This window comes from Paraburkholderia sp. SIMBA_027, assembly GCF_046535315.1.
GTDB lineage: Bacteria > Pseudomonadota > Gammaproteobacteria > Burkholderiales > Burkholderiaceae > Paraburkholderia > Paraburkholderia tropica.
The window spans coordinates 1-1,154 of record NZ_JAWRWY010000063.1 but is presented as its reverse complement, the minus strand read 5'-3'; the positions used below and the strand labels follow the sequence as shown (position 1 = coordinate 1,154).

General features: G+C 60.5%; 1 pseudogene and 1 other annotated feature. The pseudogene reads right to left on the bottom strand.

The annotated features are described in order from the left end of the window. Nucleotides 1–1,104: pseudogene (locus SB764_RS38120) on the bottom strand (IS3 family transposase); the annotation flags it as partial. Further along, nucleotides 707–823, bottom strand: a sequence feature (AL1L pseudoknot). Its footprint overlaps the pseudogene before it by 117 nt. Nucleotides 1,105–1,154 lie beyond the last annotated feature (50 nt).

The following is a 1,154-nucleotide window of genomic DNA, read 5'->3' as shown; positions in this document are numbered from 1 at the left end:
CCAGTTCGACGGATTCCTTCGTTTTCCACGGGGCGCGCCGATGAATCAGTTCCGTCTTGTACAGGCCGTTAATCGTTTCAGCCAGCGCGTTGTCATAGCTATCGCCACGGCTGCCGACCGAAGGCTCGATGCCCGCTTCGGCCAGACGTTCGCTGTAGCGAATGCTGACGTATTGGGACCCCCTGTCGGAATGGTGTATCAATGTCCCGTTCTCGCCTGGTTGCCGCGCATACAGCGCCTGTTCAAGTGCGTCCAGAACGAAGTCCGTGGTCATCGACGAACTGACTCGCCAGCCAACGATACGGCGAGCAAACACGTCGATCACGAACGCCACGTAAAGCCAGCCTTGCCATGTCGAAACGTACGTGAAGTCCGAAACCCAGAGCTGATTCGGCCGCTGCGCCTTGAATTGCCGGTTGACTCGGTCCAGCGGACGCGGTGCGCTTTTGTCGGCAATCGTGGTGCGAATGCGCTTGCCGCGAACCGCACCACGCAGACCTTGCAGCTTCATCAACCGACCGACCGTGCAGCGCGCGACCACAATGCCCTCGCGATTCATCTGCTTCCAGACCTTCGGCACACCATAGACCTGCATGTTGGCCTGCCAGACACGCCTGATCTCGGGTTGCAGAATCTCATCTCGTTTCGCGCGGGCGCAGCGTCTGGACGGATCGCGAAGCTGTGCCGCATGGCGTCGGTAGCCCGACGGGGCAATCCGCAAGACCTTGCAGATCGGCTCGACCCCAAAGGTGTCGCGATACTGATCGACGAAGGCCTTCAGGACTTGAAACGGCGGTCGAGCTCCGCCTGGGCGAAAAACGCGCTCGCGACCTTGAGAATCTCGTTGGCACGACGCAATTCCTTGACCTCGCGCTCCAGGGCCTTCAGCCGTTCGCGTTCGTCGGTGCTCACGCCATCACGCTCACCCTGGTCAACCTGGTCACGCTTGACCCATTCGTGCAGCGTCTGCGGCGTACAGCCGATCATCGGTGCAATCGATTCGACCGCCGCCCACATCGACGGATGTTCGCTACGTTGCTCGCGCACCAGACGCACTGCGCGCTCGCGGACTTCCGGGGAAAACTTGGTTGCCTTCTTGTTCATGGCTCCATTCTCTCAAGAGTTGGAGCCTCCACCAAACCCGGCTCGGTTCA